Raw genomic sequence first — 5,214 nt, forward strand, 5'->3', positions numbered from 1 at the left:
GTTTTTACTCACCGTCGTAGTCTTTCTATTCTTAAATAATACATCGTTATTTACGGAGCAACGTGACGGGGGACCCGTCCTGCTCGCTCATCGGGGCATCGGCCAAACCTTTCCGATGGAAGGCATCGAAGCCGATACCTGTACCGCCTCACGCATCTATGTGCCTGAGCACGCCTATCTGGAGAATACGCTCCCCTCCATGGAGGCCGCCTTTGCCGCCGGGGCCGACATTGTTGAACTCGACGTTAAGCCAACTAAGGATGGACAATTCGCCGTGTTCCATGATTGGACGCTCGATTGTCGTACCAACGTCACCGGCTCTATATCCGATTATACGATGGAGGAACTCAAACACATCGATATCGGTTACGGATATACGGCAGATGAAGGGGTCACTTATCCGTTCCGCGGCAAGGGTGTCGGCATGATTCCGTCCCTGGATGAGGTGTTGACGGCATTCCCGGACGGCGAATTCCTCATTCACATCAAAAGCACCAACCCGGAAGAAGGCAAGCAATTGGCTGAGTATTTAGCCGGGTTACCCGTTAAGAGACTCAGTCAGCTCGCAATATACGGAGACGATGCTCCCATTGGCATTCTCCACACTGCACTCCCATCCTTGCGCGTCATGTCAGCAGACAGCCTCAAGAGCTGCCTCGTATCTTATGCCGGAGCAGGGTGGAGCGGTTATATCCCTTCGGTCTGCCGCAATACTCAACTGCACATCCCGGAGAAGTACGCTCGCTACTTATGGGGATGGCCGGATAAATTCCTGAACCGGATGGATGGCATGAATACGCGAGTCTTTCTGGTAGCAGGCAAGGGCGGTTGGTCTGAGGGGTTTGACACCATAGAGGACCTGGAACGCCTGCCGGATCAATATAGCGGCGGCATCTGGACCAACCGGGTGGATGTCATCGCACCGGAGTTCACTTTACCCGAATAGTCGATATTTCAAAAATCATAGATATGAATGAATAATGATAGAGCTCCGCTATTTGCGGGGCTTTTTTTATATAAATAGCCCAATCAGGCAAAGTTTTTGGGGCATTTCTACCGATTATTATTAGTATAGGTCTTTTTCAATCATTTCATATTACATATATTGGAATTATTAGGAGTTGATATGCATTGGCCAAAGATACAGAGAAGAAGGGAATGGCTTGGTTTAAGGGCGCCCGCTCGAACCAGAGTCAGACCGAGAAGCCGTCAGAACCGCAGGAGGTTGCTGTCATCGAACCTGCCGAGGAACCGGCTCTGTATACGACAGCATCCGAACGATCCGGTGGGGAGAGTAGCAACGGGTTATTCACCAAAGACAATCAGGACAAAATCGGCCTTGATGTCATTGTATCGATTGAGAATATGTTGAAGGAACGCCAGTTGCTTTCTTATAAGAACAAAGGGCTGGAAGAGCAGCTATTCGCCGCGAACGAAACGATCAACCGCTATAAACATGAACAGATCAAGAAGGATCAACTGCTCTCGGAGAAGAACAAAGAGATCCGCGAACTGGAGAATGTACTGACGAACAAGCAGATGAGCTACGATCAACTGCTGGAAGATTATAAGGGATATCAGTTGGCTTCCAATCTAGCCTACGAGAAGCTGTCAGGCCAACTCGAGACCGAGACGGCGAAGTACAGCAAGCTCCAGGAAGAATCAACGGATGCACAATACCAAGCAATGCTGAAGATCAACCATCTGGAAGAGAAAATTCGCGAGCTGGAAATCTCCAACCGGAAGTATGCCGAGCAATACCAGAGCATTACGGAGGAGAAGGCCAAGCTGATGCAGACCATCCACGATTTTACGGAGAAGATGTCCTTCTCCTTCCAATCCAAGGGAGCGACGGGCACATCGTCGGCTGAATAAGCAGTCAATTAGAATAGAATCGCAACTAGAGAAAGGGGGCCTCTCATGCCAGACTCCTATGGAAAAGTGATCGAGTTGCTTGCGGTTAACGGAGACCCCGACGCCTCCTCGCTACATATCCGGTTGCTTGGTGAAGAGAACACAGATCTATACTGGGCAACAGATGATGACACCGCAAGGTGCTTGAAATCGGTCATGAACCGTTATACCGGAAATCATAAATATCGATTATCTCTACATACGACATGGGATATGATTCAACATCAGCACAGAGGTACCGTCATCCGGACCTATCGTGATCAAAGTGAGCGATTATCTTTTGCTTGCTCTGAACAGTTTAAGGATGAGTTAGCTGCGATACAGCAGCTGGAGCAGATCGGGGACATTCTTGCCCTGCCCTTCTTAACCCTGCCGAAGTCGCAGGTGGAAGAAGCGACAACTGCTTCACCATACCAAGGCAAAATATTAGGTACCTACCCGGTTACGAGTACGAGGAAAAGACGTTATTCGCATGCATTTAAATTGACAACCGCCATCCTCACCAGCATCATGCTGGTGTTGCTGCTCAGCAATTTCGACGCGGCCTATCCGAGCAAAGCCAGGCTGCATCAGGCTGCGACGGCAAAAGAGGACGTCACGACCGTTCTCTTTAACGTTCCACGGCCAATGAACCTGCTGACCATGAACGCTGCGGTGCCTGTACTGCAGGATCAGGCTCTTAATACAGACGAGGTTTCAGGTACGGACAGCGATTTCGATATCGCTCCGCCATTGACGCCTCATCTGGAGCTGCAAGACTCCCTGGTGTACAGCATTCCCAAGGGCTATGTAGCCCTCACCTTCGACGATGGCCCATCCAAATATTCAGTGGACATCATGAATGTGTTGAAAGAGCATGAAGTTGGAGCGACCTTCTTCTTCATAGGCAATAACGTCAAGAAATATCCAAAGGGCGTAGCGGCCATCCATGCAGCAGGATATCCGATAGGCAGCCATTCCATGAGCCACGCCCATCTACCCAGCCTGTCGTATGATGAACAAGTTGACGAGGTTAAGCGTTCTTCCCGGTTAATTGAATCGATTACCAAGAAGGAGGTCTCGCTCTTTCGCCCGCCTTATGGCGCCTTTAATGATCATACGGGACGAATCATGGATGAGCAGCAGCAGAAGATGGTGTTGTGGAATCGTGATCCTGAGGATTGGCTAACACGGGATGAAGGCAAAATACTGGAGTACGTGCGGCATATTGATCCTTCAGGCTCCATTATCCTGCTGCACGAATCCCAGGCCGTAGTCGATGTCCTCCCGCAGATTATAGCGGACCTGCAAGCGCAAGGACTTAAAATCGTAGGCTTGAGATAACCGGTAATATGTAAATACATAATTAAACCCTCCCTAACTTCTTATGCTCGATCTTGAAATCTTTTTCATCACGAATCGAACGATTTATGAGAAAATGACCAAGTAGAGATAACGAAGATCCTAAGGAGGGTTTATTGTTGTCAGACATTCATCTATCTGAGCTTGTGAAATCCGTGCTGGACGGGAAACAAGAGGCTTTCCAGCATATTTATACCCAAACGGTAGATCGGGTGTACCGCACCCTGTTCATCTTGAGCGACGGCTCTATTCGCGATGCTGAAGATATCACACAGAACGTGTATTTGGAGCTATATCGCAACCTGAACCAGTTCGACCCCACGCGTTCCCTCCATGGTTGGCTATACGGGATCACGCTGCGGCAGCTTCAATCTTACCGGCGCAAACGCTGGAAGGAGTTACGTAAGGAACAAAAGGAACGCGACAGACAATATATCCTGCACAGCGGAGCATCCGCGTCAGAAGTCGACTTCACCGACGAGTGTGTGCTCCATGAGCTGGATGTTCTATCAGACAAGCTTAGACAGGTTCTCGTTCTTCGCTATCTGAAAGGCTACTCACAGCAAGAAATAGCGGAGCTGCTGAATATTCCTGTCGGAACCGTGAAATCAAGGCTGCACCAAGCGCTTCGAAAGATGAAGGAACATCTAACCAAGACGCAACAAATACATCCGTCGAGCCAGCCTAGAGCTCAGCTTAGTGAGCGGATTATGCAGCATATCATCGAGATGCGCGGCAGCCACGGTCAAGTGCTCGCCAAGATCCAGATCGACTCCTTAGCCCCGGCTTGCCCTACCAATCAGATGGAAGAAACCATCCAGATGGTAATCCAGTCATTATCCCCCGGAGAAGGAAAAGCGATCTATATCGCGGGTGAAGGCAACACGGTTAACCAACAAACAAACTATCGGGCCCTACCATGGACGCAAGGACTAGAAGCGCTGATGGCTGCCGTTATCCCCTTAAAACCACTCCTGCCTGCGAATGTGCTTCCACGGGATATTCTGGTGTACAACGGTTTTGATAACGCAAGTGAGGAAGATATTGAGAGTATGGCTGCGGAAGCAAGACGCACAGGGAAATCTGTCATTGTACGCGACTTGCATCCAAATGATGTGATCGTCGGCATTCAGCTCATCTATCAGCAAGATGGCCTTCCATGGGAGTACCGGATATTCAAAACAACAAAAAGTCGAATTCAGGTGCCCGACATGATGGGTCAAACCATCCAACCGCTGACGATCAGAGGCCACGAGGCCGTATATCTGAGCAATACCGGCATACAGCAGTTGATCTGGGCTGAATGGGATAACTCCCTTAACCAAGCCATTCAGTATGAGATCACGTCAAACTCAAACGACTGGGACTCCCAACATTTGATTGCCGTAGCGAACTCCCTGACACAGCACATGATTTTAACAGACCATGATCCTACAGGCTCTCCATCAGCATGTACACGCCCGTGAAGATCAGAATAACGTACGTAAAGATTTGAAAGACTCGCTGATTTATCACTTTGAATAACCGCTGTCCCAGCAACAGACCGACGAACACCAAGGGAAGTGCCATACTACTGGAGAGCCAGACCGTCTTGCTCGTGCCTGCCACAATTACTTGGATGGCAAGACTTAGCGTATATATGAATAGATAGAAGGCGAGCGTGGTTCCCCGCAGCTTCTCTTTTTGTGTATCCGTACCGGAGAAATACAGCAATAATGGTGGACCTGGCATGCCGATGCTTGTCGTCAGCGAGCCAGAAATAGCTCCAGCTATCCCATCCCTTCCCCGAGTCTGGCGGATGCGGAATTGAAGCATCAGTAAGGCGGTCAAGACTAGGATAATCAAGCTTACCCCAAGCTTCAGCTGATGGATTTGGATCACCGAGAAAATGATAATGCCGATGGGTAACCCAACTACGCTTCCGATGATCAATCGTTTGAGCATACCAAAATCCACATC

Annotated in this window: 5 protein-coding genes; 4 read left to right on the forward strand and 1 reads right to left on the reverse strand. The window is 49.4% G+C overall.

All coding sequences use genetic code 11. From position 1 onward, the window contains the following. The 4 genes from ACFRAK_RS27035 to ACFRAK_RS27050 form a co-directional block, all read left to right on the forward strand. The coding region (locus ACFRAK_RS27035) for a glycerophosphodiester phosphodiesterase family protein (RefSeq protein ID WP_394572888.1) at positions 1-946 on the forward strand (946 nt) is incomplete at its 5' end. A gap of 185 nt (positions 947-1,131) precedes the next feature. Beyond that, positions 1,132-1,875, forward strand: a complete 744-nt coding sequence (locus ACFRAK_RS27040; RefSeq protein ID WP_394572889.1) for a hypothetical protein — start codon at positions 1,132-1,134, stop codon at positions 1,873-1,875. A gap of 45 nt (positions 1,876-1,920) precedes the next feature. Further along, positions 1,921-3,237, forward strand: coding sequence for a polysaccharide deacetylase family protein (locus tag ACFRAK_RS27045; RefSeq protein ID WP_394572890.1), 1,317 nt, complete (start codon positions 1,921-1,923; stop codon positions 3,235-3,237). 137 nt (positions 3,238-3,374) lie between these two features. Further along, positions 3,375-4,721 carry an RNA polymerase sigma factor gene (locus ACFRAK_RS27050; protein WP_394572891.1) on the forward strand — a complete coding sequence of 449 codons (1,347 nt, stop codon included), beginning with the start codon at positions 3,375-3,377 and terminating at the stop codon, positions 4,719-4,721. Here the strand turns inward: ACFRAK_RS27050 and ACFRAK_RS27055 are convergent. Then, positions 4,687-5,214, reverse strand: a 528-nt coding sequence (locus tag ACFRAK_RS27055; protein WP_394572892.1) for a sulfite exporter TauE/SafE family protein, incomplete at its 5' end; no start/stop codon positions are given. The two genes, ACFRAK_RS27050 and ACFRAK_RS27055, sit on opposite strands and share 35 nt — an antisense overlap.

The sequence above is a fragment of the Peribacillus sp. NPDC056705 genome (assembly GCF_043656335.1).